Origin of the sequence: Sphingobacterium sp. BIGb0116 (genome assembly GCF_024808035.1) — a bacterium.
GTDB classification, from domain to species: Bacteria; Bacteroidota; Bacteroidia; order Sphingobacteriales; family Sphingobacteriaceae; genus Sphingobacterium; species Sphingobacterium paramultivorum.
On sequence record NZ_JANUDT010000011.1, the window covers coordinates 20,779 to 40,112 of the forward strand.

Below are 19,334 nucleotides of genomic sequence, written 5' to 3' on the forward strand. Positions count from 1 at the left end.
TTATGGAACTGGATAGCCTTTATATTAGTATTCGAATAGAAAAATCGAGATTGAATGAGTTTTTTTCTTCTAAACCGATTTCCCCGAACAAAGATGATAATTGGTCGCAGTGGTGGGAGAGTCGGCAGATGTACAGCAAAACAACGTTGGAAATTATTCCAAGTTATTCACAGGCGCGCATTCGTGAAGTCTTCGATAATCTGCTCAAGGATCAATTTTTTGGCGCGAAGGAGTATTACGATGAGGAAAAGCAACACTGGACATTCGCCGTACTGAACTTCAGTGAAAACTATCTTGAAATATTGCCGATGCTGGCTCTTTTAAAACAACTGGAAGGCTTTGTTTTGGAGGGTTATGCCCTGATTTTTGACTGGATGTGGGGTGGTGATACGGTAATGGCCTATGTTGACTTTACCGCGGAAGGTGCCTTGCTCCAAACGGTTACGGAATCTTATGCGGTCGAACTTAAACGATTTGAAGAAGCTAATCAAGGCTTACAAAAGCTGGCTGAAGAGCTGGGGGCTGGCTAACAGCTAGAAGTGGCTGCCTTAGTCAAGGTTTGTGAAACACCGAAAGTAGAAGCCACAATAAAGAGGATGGTAAATAGGAGTTTATTCATGATCACTAAATTCTTTTCTATAGTTCGATCTGTTTTAATTTAGTGTGGACAATTTGAACATATTTTTCTTTGAAATCATCTGTTAGAAAACTGTGATCAATTATTTCTTTAACTTTATCAGCATTTCTCCTGAAGTCTTTATATATATTGTCTCTGACCAGTTCAGATATTCCCAAACTTTGCGCAAGCTGGTTAAAATCTGACCGTTTTATTTTTCGTTTACGACCACCCAATGTGAGAGCCATATCTTCCTTATCTTTTGGATAGATTAAGTTAACATTGATGAGATCATATGCTGGTGATAATAAAACACCATGATTCGTATGCATGAGTGAAAAATTCTTGAGATGCATGTCGTTATTTCCAGTTAAAAAGCTAAACAGTACGAGCCTAAAATATTTGATTGCATCTAATCCGGTGTTGGAAGCAAATTGCTTGATGATTTTTCCTACACGTTCATAGGAGCTATTGTATTTTTGCTCGGTCAGAAGCTGCGATAATTGACATAAATCTTCAACGTGGATTTTTTTGCCCTTCTTACGGTCAAATCGTTTTGTGATGTATGCCAGTTCTCCTGTAGAAGTTCGTATTAATGCGTGTTTTGCTGTTTCTATCTTAAATAGCGCTGCGAGGTGCATGGTTAGATCTTCTACTTCCGGCATGAGAAGATATTCTTTTGATTGAGGTTTCAGAATATAATCTCCCCAAAGACCAACTAAGGTAAGTCGCTTATTGCCTTTTTCTCCATTTAGACTGAGTGATATTTTTGGCTGTACGCCAGTTATTGCCAATCGCTCAGCTACAGTAACTTCGCCTAATTTTTTCAATTTTTCCTGATCCAACTCCAAATATGGAACTTGAGTTGTTCCAAAAAATACTCTTGAACATGCTGTGTGATACTCCCCAGTTTCAACTGGTTCATAGCAAAATAAACAATTAGCCATCGTTTTCCGCCTCCATCGGATAAACAGAAACTGCTCCTATAGTGTCTCTACAGAGGTTGATTAATAGTGCAAAACGATCTCTAGGATTGAGCTTCCAATGTTTTTCGCCGATTTCCAATAACCATCCTTCGGGAATTAACCCATCAAAAAACGGAAATAGTATATTGCTATGATAAGCGTTCTCGGAAATGGGTAAAGTTAGACTGATAGGTAGTGGATCAGTTTTTTTTAGATAGTTCTCGTCATAACTAAATGAATAGCCATGATCAGTCTCAAGGAGATATCCAGCTAAATCATCATGAAAATATATTTTTGCTTCGCGTGCCATCACTCTCTAATTTGATCAATTACACCAACTTCTTTGCCGAATAACGCCAATATGTCGTTTACTTTGTCTAAACGTAACGTTTTTTTTCCTTGCTCGAGATCACGCACAAACCGTAAGCCGACTCCAGCATTAGCAGCTAAGTCTTCCTGTGTTAGCTTTAATTCTTTCCGTTTCTGTTTTACAAACACTCGTATTGAATCCATAATTATACCCTTTCTGATATAAATATAGTAAATGTTCTTAAATTATACTACATCGGGTATAAATTATGTGTTTTATATACTTTTTATACCCGTTCGGGGTGTAAATTTTAAAATCGATATGGGAGGGTACGAAGCTCATAATGACGTAAAAAAATGATATCTATTGGGTTTTAATTCACGTATGTGCAAATTATAACCAAATATCACCTTATTTTAACCTTTTTTAGCTAAGCATTGTAATCCTAAATTGGCTATTGTATATTTAATGTCAAGTTGACATTTATTTAAATCTAAATTGTTATGAAGCCAGTTCAATTTAAAGTTCCTGCCCCTCAGGATAAATCTATCTATATTCAAGAAGACGTGCTGGATAAGTTCTATCCTTATATGCATCGTCATGAGGAATATCAATTAATCTGGATTAAAGAAGGTATCGGCCAGCTACTCGTGGACGATAATGTACATGAGTTTCAGCCCGGCGACATTTTTCTATTGGGAACAAACCAGGCCCATGTGTTTAAAAGTTTCATCGCAGGAGTATCTGTGCGGTCTGTCTCACTATTTTTTAGCCCGAAAGGAGCACTGTCTACCATGGCCACCATGCCCGAACTTCGCAATCTGCTTGATTTTGTGCATAAATGCCAGCGGGGATTTAAGGTTCCGCCGAAACATCAGGGACAGGTATGCTATTATATTGAAATCCTGCAAAAGTCCGACTTTCTGGATCAGCTCGTCAATTTCTTTTATCTTTTAAAATCACTCAGCAAAGTATTCGCCGAATTGGAGCCGCTTTCTGGTGTTCAACTGGCCAAAAGGGAAATCTCCAAACCTTTCAGAATCGAAAAATTATGTAAATTTTTGGAAGAGCACTTTAAAGAGGATATCAGTTTGGATGAAATAGCCGAAAAGGCAAACCTTACGCCGCATGCCTTTTGCCGCTATTTTAAGAATTGCACCGGAAAAACTTTTGTCGCCTATTTAAATGAACTGCGTATCCGCGAAGCCTGTAAATTATTGGGTTTGGGTAGGCACGACTCGATCTCTTTAATCGCCTATGATGCCGGCTTTAATAGCATCACCAATTTCAACCGTGTGTTTCGAAGTATATTGGGGATATCGCCCAAAATATATGTGCGCAACTACCGAAATTATCTATACGATTAAAAAACTTTTTAATCACTTTAGGCTATTTGATCCCATCTGGCAGAAGGTCGCTCAATTTCCTGCGCGATTTCGGCTCTGATTCAATTCCGTCTAACCATAACAGAAATATTTTTCCTGTTATGGTTAGACGGAATTGCTGTTTTATGCACTATGCTGCAATCCTACAGCTCGCCAATATGCCTCTTTTTCTTTTGTTAAAATGTTAGAATGAGTGGGTAAGATCTGACCGAAAACCGCTACTCCGAAGTACTAATTTTGTTACAGAAAGAAGAACTAATCAATTTTTTAACATGCTGTTACAGCCTTTTTTGCAAAAGGAATCCATTTATCCCAGGGATAGATGTGTCATTGACAGTATGCTAAACTGAACACCTGCTTAACGAAATTATGACTATGTATGAAAATCTTCCAAAAAAATGCTTAACGGGTATTTTTATGTTGCTGCTGTTGGTCTGTCAACAGCTATATGCGCAACAACAGAGAACGGTCACGGGGATCGTTAAAGACGAAAAAGGCATACCTTTGTCTGATCTGAGTATTTTAGAGAAAGGCATCCGCAATGCCACCAAAACGGATGCGGATGGAAAATTCAGCCTACCGCTTAAATCGGCAAATCCGACCTTGATTTTTAGTTATGTCGGTTATGTACGGCAGGAGAAACAGCTGCGTGCCGGCGAAAATACACTTCAGATAACGATGAAGGAAGATGGAACGGGGCTTGATGAGGTGGTCGTGATGGGCTATCAGGATGTGCAGCGGCGGAAGACGACAGGAGCTATTGCTACCGTAAAAGGGAAAGATTTTGAAAATACGCCCTATGCAACCTTCGATGCCATGCTGCAGGGACGCGTGGCTGGTTTGACGGTATTGAGTACTTCGGGCGAACCCGGTACCAATAACATTGTCAACATCCGCGGGACGAGCAACCTGGGCTTAGCAGACAACCAACTGCAGGCGCCCTTATATGTGATCGACAATATTATTTACGACGTGAGTGATATCCGGTCGGCTTACGGTAATGCAAGTCCTTTGCAGGCCATTAATCCCAACGACATCGAATCGGTTGATATCCTGAAAGATGCTTCGGCATCGGCCATTTATGGTGCCCGTGCTGCAAATGGGGTCATTATCATCAAAACCAAACGTCCGGCGCAGGGTAAACCCGAAATACGGATCTCGGCTTACAACGGAGTTTCCAGCCGTCCGGCAATGAAGCCCATCACCGTTGGTGCAGCCGAGCGCAGGCTGAAAATGAACTTGCTCTATCAGGGTGGATCGTACGACTGGTTCAATAATGGATCCATTAGCCCCATGTTAACAGATAGTTTAAATCCAGCCTTTAACAACAATACCGATTGGCAGGGGCTTTTTCTGCAGTCGGCCAACATCAACAATGTCAATGTGAGTATCGGTGCCACCATGGAGAAATTTTTATACCGTTTCTCGGCACAGCGTTATTATGAGCAGGGCGTAATGATGGGCTTTGAAAATGAAAACCTAACGCCGCGCCTGATGTTACAGGCTAACCCGACGGACAATTTCCAATTTGAAACAAATTTGTTCGCAGGTTTTACTAAAGCGAAACATGGTTCGGGTGACGATACGAAATATCCCTTTAGCACCTGGGGATTTCCTTCTTCTTTCTATCAGCTTACGGATGTCGACCAGCAGATCTATACGGGGCGCTACGATGGTTTGATGGATCGCGATAACTCCTTCAGCCTGAATGGAAACTTCGCTGGGACACTCAAGAAATTTCTGATCAATGGCCTGACCCTGCGCTCGCAGTTTTCGTTTAATGTCAATAATAATACACGCGATCTTTTTCGCCCCAAACTGCTTACGGGCTATAGAAACTTTGCACAGAATTGGGTGAACCAAAATAAGCGCTGGGAATGGGAAACCTATTTTAACTACATCAAGAGCATTCGAAACATCCATAATTTTAGTGCCGTTTTGGGTACTGGTATTGAACGCAATACGTCCAATGAAAATTATATGTATGGCTACAACGACAATGGAAATTATGTGAAAACCGTAACCGGTATCCCTTCCGGGCCTGATCTCTATGCAACGACTTCCATCAATGAGCGCTCGCGCGTATCGGTATTCGGTCGTTTTGGCTACGATTATAAGGACAAATACCTGCTTTCTGCAAGCTACAGGATGGACGCATCGTCGCGCTACAGCAAGGATAACCGCTGGGGTATTTTCCCATCCATATCTGCCGGCTGGGTGCTTTCGGAAGAACCGTTTTTCCAGGGAGTCAAAAACGCGATATCCTTTTTCAAAATAAGGGGTAGCTATGGTATTACGGGTCGTGATCCGGGCTCGTACTATGCACGCTATACAGGACTGACTTTTGACGCATCTTATCCAGGGGCGGTGCTGGAAAATGGCATTGCTGGTTCGGTACTCTCGTATAACGGTAAGCCGACAGTATCTCCTAATTATGCGGCGGCGGCAACATCACCGACAATCAGATGGGAGCGTTCACCGCAGTTTAATGCCGGGTTCGATATGAACCTGCTGCACGACCGGGTTACGGTAACTGCTGATTTTTATGTGCGCGACTCCAAAGAGTTGGTATACGATCTGACGATGCCCGCTACTTCGGGATACAGCACCGTCTCCAATAATTTTATCAGTGTGAGAAACAGTGGTGTGGAAATGACGATTATCTCCCGAAATATGGCCCCTTCATCGGCATTCCAGTGGACCACCAATTTCAATATGGCTTATAATAAAAATTATGTGACCAGCCTGCCTGACGGTGGAAAGGAAATACAAGTGGGACCACCCTGGATGCAACGCGCCCTGAATGTAGGCCAGCCTATTTTTCCATTCAAAGTATGGGATGTGGATGGCGTATATGCGACCAATGCTGACGTGCCTGTCGATCCTTTGACGGGAAGAAGAATAGCGCACTTTAATCGATCGGTCCTTTATCAGGCTGGCGATCCGCGCAGAAGGGATGTCAATGGGGATTATGTGATCGATTATAACGATAAAATTGATATGGGAAATCCAAATCCCGACTTTGTGGGCGGTTTTATCAACCAATTTTCTTACAAGAATTTTAGCCTATCCACACTCGTGAGCTTTGTTTTCGGACGCTCTTTGTGGAATGGTTACCTGTCGGATAAATTACAGGATGCCGGTTCATCTGCCCTTTATTCGACCTGGGGTACCAATTCGGCCATTGCAGGCGATTTTAAACCCAGCGACTTCTGGATGAAAGACGGCGATCAGACCAAATACCCTACTTTGTTTCGCAATACGGTAGACAATTGGCACATCGCTAATAGTACTTTCGTGGAAAATGCCAGTTTTGTACGCCTGAAAAATATTCAGCTGAGCTACACATTCCCGCAGGCCATGATTAAGAAACTTAAGTTGAAAATGCTCCGCATTTATGGGGTCGTGGATAATGTGGCTGTTAAGTCCTGGTCTTCTGTGCCGGACCCTGAAGCAGTGGAAGCCAATGGTTATTCAACGGGTAACGGATATCCGATCCCGAAGAAATGGACAATAGGCTTGGATGTAACCTTTTAATCATGTCAGTTCCATCGGATAACGGTGGCTTAAAATTAGTTAGAGATGAAAAGAAAAATATTGTTTTTAATGCTGAGTGCTTTCATGTATCTCGCTTCAGGCTGCTCCAAGTTTCTGGACATTGAGCCTGTCAGTTCGGCAACCGACGAGAACTTCTGGAAAACGCAGGAAGATGCCAATAGCGCAACCAACGCCATGTATGCGCTGCTGCGCAAGGCCCTAAATCAAGGCAATGGGATGGCCTACTATGCCTATGGCGATTTGCTAACGGACGAAATTACTTCTTCGACCAACGCAGACTTTAATCCGATTGTCAATATGCAGCTCAATACGGCTGTAGCGGCTTCGGAAACCTGGCGGCCCGCGTATCAGCTGCGGCGCTATGATGTCTTCTATCAGGCTATAGACCAGGCCAACCGCGTGATCCAAAAGCTCCCTAAGATGGATGAAAATGCCTTTGACAATGTATCGACCAGGGATTACTATATCGGCGAAGCTTACTTTGTGCGTGCATTTGCCTATTTCTATATGGCGAGGGTATGGGGAACAGTGCCGATTATAACAGAATCTGTGGTGCCCATCAATGCTGTAAATCTCCCGGCAAGTAAAGAAAGCGATGTGCTGGATCAGAGCCAGGCCGATTTAACTAAAGCTTTGACTTTACTGAAATGGAGCAATATTGACCAAGATGATTTTGCCCTGCGTGCAAATACCGGAGCAGCGCTTGCCCTGCAGGCGCACCTGAGTGCATGGCGCGGCGAATATGCGGACTGCATCGAGGCAGCTAAATCGGTATTGGAAAGCGGCGAATATTCTTTTGTGGGAAGGGACAGTCTGAACTACCGCAGTATTTATCAGGGAAAATCCAATGAAGGTATTTTTGAGATTTCCCAAAATGGGGAAAACGAAGGTACAAACTCGGGAATAGGGTACTTCTCGCTAGCCGGGCCTTATTTTCGGACTTTAACAGATCCGATTCTAAGAATCAGTCAGGATTATATTAAAACGCTCTTTAAAGACAGTAACGATAAACGATTTAAAAGTGTGTTTGATATAGTTTATAACGGTAACTATGCGCTGTGTACGAAATATGCGAATGTTAAGTTTTCGAGTAATGCGTCAAATGCCAATGCGATATTTAAAAATAACATCATCATCTTTCGCTATTCTGATATTAAGCTGCTTATGGCAGAGGGATTGGCCGCAACAGGTAAAAATAGCTCCGCAGAAACCATCTTAAATGAAATCCGGACGCAAGCTGGACTGCCTGCCTACACAAATGAGGAACCGCTCATCGAGGCCATCTTTAGCGAAAGAGCGCGCGAGCTTTTTCTGGAAGGCCATCGCTATTACGATCTCGTGCGGTTGTATAAACACTTCAATGTCTATAAATTTCCGGAAGGCAAAATGAACCAGTCGCAATTTAATGCGAAGAAATACCTTTGGCCATTTGACCCATCGTTGTTGTCAACCAATCCGCTGCTGAATCAGACACCATACTGGGGAACCGTCAATATGTAAACCACTAAACCTGAAAAAAATGAAAACCTTATATCGATTTGCGTTGCTGCTGGCTTTTGGACTGGCAGTGGTGGGTTGCAAGAAAGCAGCTTATCTGACGGATGATGGCCTCCATACAGCCGAAGTCAATCTGTCTACTTACGACTACCTGGCGGCTCATCCCAATGGGATGTTTGATACCCTGCTGCTGGTGATTGACCATTTTAAACTCAAAGACGAAATCAACAAGGCGAAAACCTTTTGGGCGCCTTCGGATTATTCGGTCAACCGTTATTATAAGCAGAAGGCAGACTCGGTGAAGTATGTGGACGAAAATGCACAGTATTCTTTTGATCAGTTTCTCAACGAAATCCCTGTGGATTCGGTCAGGGCATACATCTACAACGATGCCCCTTACAATTTGGAAACGGCCAGTACAGCGTATACGACGATCAGCAATGCGTCCAATGTGGGTGGATTTTTCTATCATAGGCAAAAGCAGCCCAAAGCGGCCTGGTCTTCGCAGCCCGTTTATTATTTATACTACGTCAAAGTGCGTGGCGAGGCGGATCAGATCAGCCCTGACGGTATTGTTACGGTCAAAGAAGATGATCAGGCCGACATGCGTATATATTGTCAGACAACCGGGATTAAAACGGCTTCAGGAACCATGCTAAATGTATTGGCCAATACACATACGTTTATAGGCGATTTTGTGCCACGCCTCCTGACGGGGCCTAAAATCGTGGAAACCGGTTCTACGCTGACCTTTACATACGACCTGAGTATTAAATATGATGCAGCCGGTTATACAGGTACCACAGTGGACCTGCTGTTGCCACGTTTAGCGCGCTTTTATGGCGTGGAGAGCGGCGCAATATCCGCGCTGGTGGGTAAGGATATTACTTATTATGCTGTACAGCCCGATGGCAGCCTAAATGCAAACAGCACTGCCAACGCCCCCGGGCACTGGTTCGATACGAAAGGGCAAACCTGTTCATGGGGCACCGATGCACGCATTGTGTCTGAGCTGGCAACCTCAACGATGACCTTCAATATTCTGCAATATCCAGGGCAAACAACGGTGGGTAGTACCTATACGGTCCGCCAATCCCTCGTATACAAGTCGAAAACAAAGGGTGATTTGAATGCTGTTTTTGTATTCAACATTAAGATCAAATAAATTTTGAAACTAACTGGATTGATTCCGCGGCAGTGCCGGATCAACCGGATAGCTTCATCACAAATGAAAAAATAAAACAGATGAAAAAACGAAGTTTTATAATCGGCTTAGCAGGTTTATCCCTATTGCTATTGGATTCCTGCAAGAGTGACCAAATAGGTTATTTAAGTGAAAATATACGCTATAATGTGGAGAATCTGCAAGTCAACCAGGGGACGGTGGTGTACACGGATGCCATTGTTGCCAATGGAAGCACAACCCCGCTGACCGTCAATCTGGTTGCGGTACGGAACAAGGAAACCGGCGAGCTCACAACAGAATTTTCAAAAGAACATGAGATATCCACCTACCTTGCTGAAGTCACCTGGCGGGATACCACCCTGGATCTGTTGAAAGCGAAGATTGGCAAGGCTAAATATCCGCCGATGATGCTCAATGCGACCGGTGGCCGCGTGGGTTTTACACAGGCGACGCAATTCGTGACCCCGGGACAATACACGATCGATGTGGAGGTGAGCAATATCGCCGGACAGAAAAAATTTAAGAACATCCTCGATTTTAATGTTATCGGTGCCAAGAAGGAAGATATTTTATTTAAGTCGTGCACGAGTTCGGACTACGGTGCCGAATCCAATTTTCTACCGTATACAGATTACGAGATCAGTGTAGAACATCAGGCCGAAGGAGAAAACAAAATTGTATATCAGTGGGAAGATAAAAACGGCAAGCCCTTCAATCCTAAAAAAGGCGAGATCATCAAGCGTGGTGACCGGCCGACATTCAAAAATTGGTCGCCTTACTATCCGGAGGAAGTTACCGATACGGGCTTGGTGTATCGCTATCCAGATGTTTCGGGGCTGGTATACCCCATCATGAACGGTACTTATGTAGGTACAGAATTTTGGTCGGGGGATCCTATTTCTTATTACCGTATTGTGGGGACAGCGACTACGCTGGGGCGTAACCTCAATCCGGTATCGACCATCAAATTCTACAGAAGTGGTACCTACATCGTTCGCTTCCGTTTTTTGACCATCACACATAGTTGATCTCTACCTATTAAAAGCGCAAATGATGAAAAGTATAGTATTGCATAAAGTCCTGCTGATACTGGTTTCAGCACTTGTATTCCTTTCGCAGGGATGCAGCAAAAAAGTTGAACTTCCGGTCGAGGAAGAGGTCACCACGCCGCCCGTTACAGTGGGGACAGATTCTTTGAAGATTTATAAGCCCAAGGAATTTGAAGGGATGGATTATAACGATAAAGGGAGTAAATGGTCCTATTCGCGCAGCCGTCAGTCGGAGCATTTTATCGTGTTCTGGGGTGCAAGTTATGGGAAGAATGATCCCAATGCCAGCGCTGTACCTGAAGAATACCGTGTCGATATTGATGATCTTCTGGCCAAGGCCGAACAGTTCTACGCATTGAACATCAATACCCTGAAGTTTGCAGAACGTAAAGTAAACCGATCCAATCTGGATAAGTATAAAATGATGATTTTTGTGCACTATACGACAGAATGGATGGCGTATGGTGGCGGTTACGACGATACGATCGGCGCATTGTGGATCAATCCGGCGACCTGTAAGCCAGTAGGTGCCGTGATTGCCCACGAGATCGGGCATAGTTTTCAATATCAGGTATTTGCCGATTTAAAAGGTGGACATGGATTTCGCTACGGTTTTGGCGGAACGAGCGGCAATGGGTTTTGGGAGCAGACAGCGCAATGGCAGGCCTACCAAACCTATCCCGCACAGGCATTTTCGGGCTCCGATTTTCCCGTCTATACCGAGAATTACTTTCGCCATATTCATCACGAGAAATATCGTTATGCCAGCTATTTCATCCATTGGTATTGGACAAGTAAACATGGGATCGATATGATTGGCCGCATCTGGCGCGAAGCGTTAAAACCCGAAGATCCGGTGCAGGCCTATATGCGTATAACGGGTATCGATGTGAAGCAGTTCAACAATGAGATCTATGATGCGGCGACCCACTTTGTGACCTGGGACCTGAACAGCATCCGGGATTATGGAAAGAATTATATTGGTAAGCTGACGACCAAATTTACGCGGCAATCCAACGGTAGTCTTCGCGTTGCCTATGATCGTTGTCCGGGTACTACGGGTTATAATGTGATTCCGCTCGAAGTTCCGGCTGCGGGAACCCCGGTTTCAGTAGCTTTTAAGGGACTACCAAATGCCGCCGGATTCAACGCGGTGGATGCCAGCCGTGCCGGATGGCGCTATGGCTATGTGGCTTTATTGAAAGACGGCACGCGGGTATATGGTGACAGGACGGAGGGCACGGAGAATACGGTAGCGTTTACTGTTCCGGCCAATTGTAGCAACCTCTGGTTTGTTGTCACAGGCGCCCCATCGGTTTACCAGCCACATGCCTGGGATGATGACGATAGCAATGATGAGCAATGGCCTTACGAAATCAAAATTCAGGGTACAACGGCTACAGGATACAATGAGGTGAGCAGTCAGCCCAAAGATATCGCGTTGAATTATGACCTGAGCTTCCCGGCAGATGCCACAGGGTATTCGGGTGCGCAGGTAAGCGTCAATGCCGCTCAGCTAGGGGAGGCTTTGGCCATATCTTCGGCAGACCTGGCGGGTTTGATGAGCAGCGGGAAAATTAAGTTCTATGCCGTGGAGCCGAATGGAAGTTTAAATCCCAACAATACGGCCACAGGTTACGGGCATTGGTTTACGCCTGCTGGGGCTGTCACCAACTGGGGTGCCAGTGCGGGCTTGTTTTCGGAATTTAACGCCAGTACGATAACGTTCTCCATCGGTCAATATCCGGGCGCTTTGGCCACTGGAAAGAAATACACCATCAAGCAGGCACTGCTGTATACGTACGAAGGAACGAAAAGCGTGCAGGCGACGTTCACATTTAATGTGAATATCAAATAAGAGTATGTTAAAACCACAAGATGAGATGGTGGTTCATATGTTTATGTTTAGTTTAAGCCACGTCGGGAGATGTGGCTTTTTTGATTTTTGTATTGTTGCTATTGTATCGATGCCTCTGGGCTCTGCGCTTAGCTGTGGTCATTCATCCCGAAAATCATACCGTTCGAATAAATTATTTAGGCAACCGCTGTTAGGCCTATACATTCGTATCGAATTAAAGAATACGAATAATGATCCGAAAATTAATCTATCTACAGTTGGCCACAATGCTGTTTGCTTGCCGTACCGCTTATGGGGAGACAGGCTGTTCGTTGCAGGATACCACCACCATTAAACCGATACGCTTGAATGAGGTACACGTGTCGGGACGGGTAAATCCCCTTAAAATTGCTCCCGGCAGGCTGACTTATCAGGTAGCTAAAGGCAGCGCCGGTTCTTCGGGTAGCGCCCTGGAGCTGCTGCGCAGAATGCCTGGTGTGAGCATTTTAGCAAATGGTAAGATCAGTTTAAACGGGCAAGCGGGCATTCAACTGCTGGTCGACGGCAAAACAAATTTTATGGATGGCGAAAATCTGATCAATTTTTTGGCCTCCATGCCAGCCGCATCGCTCGATGTTGTCGAACTTATTACGCAACCAGATGCTACAATGGATGCCAATGGTGATGCCCGCTTTATCAATCTGAAACGGATCAACAGGACCGCCCCTGGCCTCAGTGTTTCTTTATCGACCAATGCCGAACAAGGGAAGTACAGCAGAACCTTCCAAAATATCGCCGTGGCCGCCAACACCGCTAAGTTGGCGATGTCGCATACCTATTCTTATGGAGAAGGGACGGAATTAATTGATGTTAATTCGACCAGGTATATCAGCAAGGAGGGGGATAAGAGGGGCAATGCATTGCGATTGGATATGGACGCCGTTAGAAAGAGAAATTATCGCAATCATTATTACAACGGCACGCTCGATTATGCACCAAATGATCACGTGAAAATGGGGACTTATGTATTAATCAACAATCATGAGCGGACCAAACAGGAAGCTGTTCGTTCTAATTTCTTTAACAGCTCTTCACAGGTGGACTCCAGCATAGCAACAGGAAATGTGTTGGGGCATACCTTTAGGAACTTTAGTACCGGAGCCCATTTGACGGTTCAGTTTGGCGCTGGCTCCAAATGGGAAAATTATCTTGATCGGCAACAGTTTAACCAATCCGAAACCCAAGATCAACTGCTGGACAAATTTGGTGCTGATGGTTCAGTAACGGCCTTGCAGCAAAAACTCCGCGGTGAGACGGGAGGAAAGGTTACTATTACGACCGTGCAATCGAAATATATGCTCGACATCCGTCCAAATATGACGGCCTCTTTTGGTGGAAAATTGACGCAGGTTAATATGCGTACCAATTCATTTTATCAGCAAACTCATGACAACAGCTGGCAGGACCGCGCCGACCTGACCAATACATTCGGTCATGCGGAGCAGTTGAAAGCGCTATTTATGCAGACGCGGTTTAGCCCTTCGGACCTCTTCCAAATTGATGTGGGGCTACGATTTGAGGATGCTGCATTTAAGAGCAGGACCGCCAATGATAAGGATACAGATTTTATCATGCTGAGATCCTATAAAAATTTGTTTCCGAACCTGACCGCGACCTATGCAATGGATGCGGAACAAAAGCTTTCGCTCAATTACCACAGGCGGGTCAATCGTCCCAATTTCAAAGACCTGAGCCCTTTTGTGGAGGTCAACGACCCCTATTTGTACGAGAAGGGAAACTCAGCATTGAAGCCCGAGTTTGTCCATACGATGGAACTGACCTGGTTGTTCAAAAACAGCTATTCGTTGCAGCTGCGCTATAACCTGCGGCAAAATGCGATCAGCAAGAGCTACAACCTGGACGAGCAAAGGCGGACTGTCGTTATGCCGATGAATCTGGAGCACGCATCCAATGTGGGGTTGCGGTTTAATGCAGCGAGTATTTCCCCCCTGAAAAAGTGGAACATACAGCTGAACGGGAACCTGAACTATACCTCTTTTGAATGGCGGACGGTAACTGATGTGCATCGAAACAGGCGGCTGGTACCTTCTTTGCAGGTACAAAATACGGTAAGTCTGCCTTTTAAACTCAGTCTCGAGCTCAATGGCTTCTGGAATGGGTCTACTGCCGAGGGGCAGGCTACCATAGCTTCCCTCTGGTCTATGAATACTGCCGTACGCAAAACCATCTTGCAAGATAAATTAACTTTGTATATTTATGCCAATGACCTTTTCAGGACCAACAGGCCTAAAATAATTTTTAGTAGTGATGCTATGGAAGGGAAGTACAGGGAGTTGTACGACAGTAGAGCTATTGGGATCAACCTTTCCTACCGATTACATCGCGGAATGAAAGGTAACCTAAAAAGCGATCGTGCCAATGACCGATTGGAAGAAAATAACCGGATTAATTACTGATATCATGAGAGCGAACATAGCAAAATTAAGCGGAAACCCCATACACTATCTAGGTCCGGCACTCTGGGGAATCGCTTCTTTCAATATTCTTCGTGTCGTGACAGATATAACCAAGAAAGATGAATTTTGGTCTGGGGGAATTAGGATCCATTCGGTTGGACTGCTTATCTCGGTGGTTTTTTGTTACGTCATAACAGTGCTTTGGCGGCGGAGACTGGCGAGGATCTTTGCTGCAAAGCCTACCGTCAAACCAAATGTCGCAGTAGAGTATATCGTTGCTGTTGTTCAAATCATGGGGATATTGAATCCAACGGTCTTCGTGTCCGAACGCCTGGGCTGGATCTATATGGGGGATGGTTATATTGATTACATCTTGGTTAATGCGATTTATGTTCCCTTGTTTCTGCTTTACTACATGTTTTTGCGGAACGAGCGCAGCGACAGGAATATGGCCGACAATCGCATCTATGTGGAACAGATCAAAGCGGACAAGCTAAATACCGAATTGCAATTATTGAAAAGTCAGTACCACCCACATTTTCTCTTTAATGCGCTTAATACGGTCTATTTTCAAATTGATGAATCAAATACATTGGCAAAAAAAAGTGTCGAACAGCTTTCGGAACTGTTACGTTATCAGATTTATACGGTGGATGAAAAGGTATCGATGGAGCAGGAACTTGCATATTTAAAATCTTATATTGCGTTTCAGCAGCAGCGGTTGACAGCAAGATTGACCGTGCGCACAGACATTGACGAGGATTGGACAGACATCAGCATCTTTCCTTTGCTTTTTCAGCCTTTAATAGAAAATGCCTTTAAATATGTGCGCGGGCAGTACGAGATCGCAATCTGTCTCAAGCGTCGTCCTACTAACATATGCTTCAGCATTTCCAATAGCCTATCCGGGGCCGCGGCAGTTGAGGCGGCAATTCCCCGGGCTGAGGTAGCAGAGTCGGGGGCGGGACTTACCAATCTGAAAAAGAGATTGGCATTGTGCTATCCGCAGCGGCATACCTTGAATACGCATGCCGATACAACGCATTTTTTTGCTGAGTTAATACTAGATTTATAATTGTTTATGAGAGAGATCAGATGTGCTATAGTGGACGATGAACCTTTTGCGCGCAAAGGAATCGCATCCTACATCGAGAAAATAGATTTTTTGAAGCTTGTTGCTGAATGCGAAGATGCGATCGAGTTGAGCCAATATCTGCGTTTGCATCCCCTTGATCTTATCTTTCTTGATATTGAGATGCCCGAGATATCGGGCTTGGATTACATAGCGAGCCTGAGCAATCCGCCCAAGATAATCGTCGTCTCAGCGTACGAAAAATATGCATTGCGGGGGTATGAGCTGGACGTTGTCGATTATCTGTTAAAACCGGTGCCCTTCGAACGCTTCTTTAAGGCGGCGAATCGGGCATTTGATGTGCTCAGCAGCGCTGCTCCATCTGCAGGTCTGTTGGCAACTTCTCCAGATGCGCATATTTTTCTGAAGGTGGACAAACAGTTAAAGAAGATTTTTCTGCACGATATCCTATTCGTGCAGAGTATGGGTAACTATGTGATCGTGCAGACGATAGATTCGCAGGAAGTGACCTATTGCAGCCTACAGCAGATGATGAGTACGCTGCCAGTCCACCAGTTTATCGCCTGCCATCGATCCTATCTTGTCAATAGGAATAGGATAGCAATCATAGAAGGGAATCAGTTACATGTGGGGGAATACAAAATTCCGATCGCCCGAAATTTAAGGGAGGACGTGATGACATCGATCTTAAATCGTAGTTGAGTAGATACTGCAGTTTGATGATTATATAGGGATTTATATCATTGTTGAGCCAAATGAACAGCTATGATTTCGTCGATATCATTAATAATACGATTAATTGGTTTTGTGAAATAGCTCTGGGCCAGCTGTACCTTTTTTTCTTTCCCATTTTCATCCTTATAACGCGCGATCAGGGCGACGTTGATCGTGATAAAGCCATATTGTTTAAGCTTGTGGATACTAAAACCCTGTAGGCTCTCCAGTGGAATGGTCACTTCTTTACCCAAAAGTCCCTTACGTGTACGGATCTCCCTATTGTCCATATCAATGATGAAATAGGCTCTAAGCAGGGAAATCATCAAGATAACGACAATACCCAGCATCCACCATTTAAATGAGGATTCAGGCATTTTAATGAAACCTACTAGGGCCATAATGGAAAATATACCAACCAAAGGAACATAGGTTCCTAACTGGGGTTTCATTTTGTATTCATTTCCGTTTCTTTCGAAATTTTTCATGTGTTTATCTCTAATTTAGCTATATTAATATTCCAATCTGCTGATGCGTTATCTGGTATGTTAAATAATCGACTTTAGAGAATATCATTATTGGGTGGTGCATTGCGCTAGATCTTCATTAAATGATTGCATTTTTTTAAGTCTCCAAGTAAATAAAGTTATAAATTTGCTTTAGAAAAAAAAAGGCCATAAAAACCACTGCATTTTTTAATTGTGGATCATTTCATGTGGGTATGATTTCTGAGCTTTTCTATTAAAGCCCTATAGAGGAACTTCCTTATAGGATCTGTCCGAACTATTGAAAAATATTAATGAGTACGATGGACGGTTTATGGAAATAGCATGGATAAGAAAGCGCCGCAATTTATTTTAGACCAAGTCAATTTTAAATATGGATAAAAAGGAAACTGTGAATTATGATTCATTGCAGTATGTCAAATATTATGATTCATTGATTCGTCTGGAAGGATATAATCATAAAGTAGTTGTACCCTACGGTGGGATTGGGGTGCATAATCCAGAAATGAATACCGTAGTTAGGTATGAGCCAGGTGATGGCGGTATACTAAGCCCTGCCAGCCTGCTTCTCCATATAATTTTGATTATTTATTTCTTTGTTAAGATTGTGAAAAATATTTTTAAACTTAAAAATAAACCGAAATATGATGGATAAACTAGCTTTTTTGAATGATTGGGCTCAAATCATCCTCATATTTATATTTATTGTATATGTATGCTTAGAATTATTGATTTATATACGAAATACGCTGAAAAATAGGTAGTGGTGGAGTTATGGAAAGTCAGCACAATAAACATCGTAAGAAATAAACTTCCGTAACATAGCATTATGAAAATAATTCTACTTTTAAATATTGCCTTATTAGGTGTTTTATCTTCATGTCAATCCGTTGAAAAATGCGAAGATTCAATATGTTTAAAAACAGCGATTAGAAAAACGGGGAATGATTATCTTGTAAGGTTGGAGTTCAAATCAAAAATGGATACAATATTAAAATTAGATCAGCGAATGTTTGCAACTGGCTGTCCTGATTATTGGGAAGACCCGACCGTATTTTATAAAACCAAGAATCCAGATGCATTAAAACATAACCAAATTATTATTGAAAATACAGATGATCAAATTAGGTTATTGTCAAGACAGTTTTATCCAGAAGGAAAGCAAGTACCGACTGTACTGCCAAACTGCGCATTTTTAGAGGAATTCAAATTGGAATTGAAAAAGGACAGTATTATTTCATATCGATTTACTGTAGGAAAGGACGATTTGAGAGTTTCGACCGCAGATAGGAAGGTGAAATTGCACCTATATCTAAAAAATAAGGGAAATGGAAGAATTATAACGTCAAGCAATTGGATCAAAATAAATTCTTATCGTTCTGAATAACTTGATAGCATATTATTTTTAAAAGGATTAAGTATGTTCAAATTTTATCAAACCATAGTGATTCTAATTTTATTGAGCGGTTTCTTTGCCTCTTGCGACTTCATCGCTGCTGGAAGTAATTTAATGGCCGAACGGTATGAATTTGATGTAACGCAGGATTCTCTTATTAAAAAGATAACAGCTTATAATAACATGACTCTCCAGGATTCATTATTTAAAATCGGCACGGACAGTCCTTATTTTTACGAAGGTTATGTTAATGATGAGAAAAATAATGATATCTACTGGGTATTAATTCCGGTTCCAACGGAATCTCCAACCGAATTATTGCTTCTTTCTGTAGAAAATAAACAATCGGGAGAAAGAAAACATGTTAATAACAAACCTGAAAATGAAGCGGAGATCCGTGATAGAAAAATCGCTATAGACAACTTTAAAAACAGGGTATTGGATAATCTGGGATTGCAGTACAAACATACCGGTAACGCGATGAACAAGGTTTACTAAATAAAGGTCTTATGAACAATGAAGAATTAATTTCGTCAACTATTCTTTGGAAAAAACATCCAGAAATTGGGTATTACTATTACAACGAAGAATACGACAAGCTGATTCTATTGCGGATGAATAATTTTCCTGAAGAGCCACTTTATACACTAATCAATGGGCTTGACATCACAGATCTGGAAGATAAACCGACTGGATGGAATTTGGAAAGGCATTAATCCAAGCATAATTATGGAAAGTTAGGACA

The 19,334-nt window shown here is 43.1% G+C and carries 18 protein-coding genes; 14 read left to right on the top strand and 4 right to left on the bottom strand.

What is annotated here, in order from left to right; genetic code table 11:
• Nucleotides 1-2 precede the first annotated feature (2 nt).
• Nucleotides 3-530 (top strand): hypothetical protein, encoded by a 528-nt coding sequence (locus M2419_RS23060; RefSeq protein ID WP_259255692.1) that lies wholly within the window; start codon nt 3-5, stop codon nt 528-530.
• Nucleotides 531-636: 106 nt separating this feature from the next.
• Here the strand turns inward: M2419_RS23060 and M2419_RS23065 are convergent, their stop codons facing one another.
• From M2419_RS23065 to M2419_RS23075, 3 genes are read right to left on the bottom strand one after another with little or no spacing between them, the layout of a single operon-like run.
• Nucleotides 637-1,563, bottom strand: coding sequence for a HipA domain-containing protein (locus M2419_RS23065; RefSeq protein ID WP_259255693.1), 927 nt, complete (start codon nt 1,561-1,563; stop codon nt 637-639).
• Nucleotides 1,556-1,891, bottom strand: a complete 336-nt coding sequence (locus tag M2419_RS23070) for a HipA N-terminal domain-containing protein (RefSeq protein WP_259255694.1) — start codon at nt 1,889-1,891, stop codon at nt 1,556-1,558. The genes M2419_RS23065 and M2419_RS23070 overlap by 8 nt, the downstream gene beginning before the upstream one ends.
• Complete coding sequence (locus M2419_RS23075; RefSeq protein WP_153846654.1) at nt 1,891-2,094, bottom strand: type II toxin-antitoxin system Y4mF family antitoxin; 204 nt, start codon at nt 2,092-2,094, stop codon at nt 1,891-1,893. Before M2419_RS23075 ends, M2419_RS23070 begins: the two co-directional genes overlap by 1 nt.
• A 300-nt stretch (nt 2,095-2,394) precedes the next feature.
• On the opposite strand from M2419_RS23075, the gene M2419_RS23080 reads away from it, so the two are divergent.
• From M2419_RS23080 to M2419_RS23120, 9 genes are all read left to right on the top strand, one after another.
• Entirely contained in the window at nt 2,395-3,258 is an 864-nt protein-coding gene (locus M2419_RS23080; RefSeq protein ID WP_112373465.1) for an AraC family transcriptional regulator, read from the top strand.
• 393 nt (nt 3,259-3,651) lie between these two features.
• A complete protein-coding gene (locus tag M2419_RS23085) occupies nt 3,652-6,813 on the top strand; it encodes a SusC/RagA family TonB-linked outer membrane protein (RefSeq protein ID WP_259255695.1) in 3,162 nt (1,053 codons plus the stop codon).
• Between the two features lie 45 nt (nt 6,814-6,858).
• Nucleotides 6,859-8,334, top strand: coding sequence for a RagB/SusD family nutrient uptake outer membrane protein (locus M2419_RS23090; RefSeq protein ID WP_083663519.1), 1,476 nt, complete (start codon nt 6,859-6,861; stop codon nt 8,332-8,334).
• Nucleotides 8,335-8,353: 19 nt separating this feature from the next.
• Nucleotides 8,354-9,496 carry a DUF4859 domain-containing protein gene (locus M2419_RS23095; protein WP_159729430.1) on the top strand — a complete coding sequence of 381 codons (1,143 nt, stop codon included), beginning with the start codon at nt 8,354-8,356 and terminating at the stop codon, nt 9,494-9,496.
• 80 nt (nt 9,497-9,576) lie between these two features.
• On the top strand, nt 9,577-10,545 hold the full coding sequence (locus tag M2419_RS23100; RefSeq protein WP_153846658.1) for a hypothetical protein: 969 nt from the start codon (nt 9,577-9,579) through the stop codon (nt 10,543-10,545).
• A 22-nt stretch (nt 10,546-10,567) separates the two neighbouring features.
• Nucleotides 10,568-12,424, top strand: coding sequence for a DUF4859 domain-containing protein (locus tag M2419_RS23105; RefSeq protein WP_259255696.1), 1,857 nt, complete (start codon nt 10,568-10,570; stop codon nt 12,422-12,424).
• A 230-nt stretch (nt 12,425-12,654) separates the two neighbouring features.
• A complete protein-coding gene (locus M2419_RS23110) occupies nt 12,655-14,880 on the top strand; it encodes an outer membrane beta-barrel family protein (protein ID WP_259255697.1) in 2,226 nt (741 codons plus the stop codon).
• A gap of 4 nt (nt 14,881-14,884) precedes the next feature.
• Nucleotides 14,885-15,955: a sensor histidine kinase gene (locus tag M2419_RS23115; protein WP_259255698.1), complete on the top strand. Its 1,071-nt coding sequence runs from the start codon at nt 14,885-14,887 to the stop codon at nt 15,953-15,955.
• A 6-nt stretch (nt 15,956-15,961) separates the two neighbouring features.
• Nucleotides 15,962-16,675, top strand: coding sequence for a LytTR family DNA-binding domain-containing protein (locus M2419_RS23120; protein WP_159729422.1), 714 nt, complete (start codon nt 15,962-15,964; stop codon nt 16,673-16,675).
• Between the two features lie 38 nt (nt 16,676-16,713).
• Here M2419_RS23120 and M2419_RS23125 read toward each other — a convergent pair whose 3' ends face one another.
• Nucleotides 16,714-17,175, bottom strand: a complete 462-nt coding sequence (locus tag M2419_RS23125; RefSeq protein WP_153846662.1) for a hypothetical protein — start codon at nt 17,173-17,175, stop codon at nt 16,714-16,716.
• Between the two features lie 391 nt (nt 17,176-17,566).
• On the opposite strand from M2419_RS23125, the gene M2419_RS23130 reads away from it, so the two are divergent.
• From M2419_RS23130 to M2419_RS23145, 4 genes are all read left to right on the top strand, one after another.
• Nucleotides 17,567-17,848 carry a hypothetical protein gene (locus M2419_RS23130; RefSeq protein ID WP_259255699.1) on the top strand — a complete coding sequence of 94 codons (282 nt, stop codon included), beginning with the start codon at nt 17,567-17,569 and terminating at the stop codon, nt 17,846-17,848.
• 174 nt (nt 17,849-18,022) lie between these two features.
• Nucleotides 18,023-18,580 carry a hypothetical protein gene (locus tag M2419_RS23135; RefSeq protein WP_259255700.1) on the top strand — a complete coding sequence of 186 codons (558 nt, stop codon included), beginning with the start codon at nt 18,023-18,025 and terminating at the stop codon, nt 18,578-18,580.
• Between the two features lie 33 nt (nt 18,581-18,613).
• A complete protein-coding gene (locus M2419_RS23140) occupies nt 18,614-19,087 on the top strand; it encodes a hypothetical protein (protein ID WP_153846666.1) in 474 nt (157 codons plus the stop codon).
• Between the two features lie 11 nt (nt 19,088-19,098).
• Entirely contained in the window at nt 19,099-19,305 is a 207-nt protein-coding gene (locus M2419_RS23145) for a hypothetical protein (protein WP_153846667.1), read from the top strand.
• Nucleotides 19,306-19,334 lie beyond the last annotated feature (29 nt).